This window comes from Chitinophaga sp. GbtcB8 (genome assembly GCF_019091455.1).
Taxonomy (GTDB): domain Bacteria; phylum Bacteroidota; class Bacteroidia; order Chitinophagales; family Chitinophagaceae; genus Chitinophaga.
The window spans coordinates 1-239 of sequence record NZ_JAGXJN010000365.1; the positions used below are offsets into that span (position 1 = coordinate 1).

The following is a 239-nucleotide window of genomic DNA, read 5'->3' on the forward strand; positions in this document are numbered from 1 at the left end:
GCGGTGGCGGGGCCAGATGGGAGGTACATTCAGCGGGCCATTGCCATGCACCTGCTGAGAAGCAAAATCCATATACCAGTTCCAGTGTTTATACCGGAAATGTTTGCACAGCACTACCTGCAGCAGGTTAAACAACCCGCTGGACTGCGTGCTTTGCATATAACTGTCGAAGTAAGTATAGTTCGTAATAATAAAATAGTTCACCGCCAGGTTATACTTCAGCTGTTTATTATCAGCTG

General features: G+C 46.9%; 1 protein-coding gene. It reads right to left on the reverse strand.

Features of this window, described 5'->3' with window-relative positions:
• A partial coding sequence (locus KVT36_RS32105) for a putative porin (protein WP_217607498.1) occupies nucleotides 1-239 on the reverse strand: 239 nt, incomplete at both ends.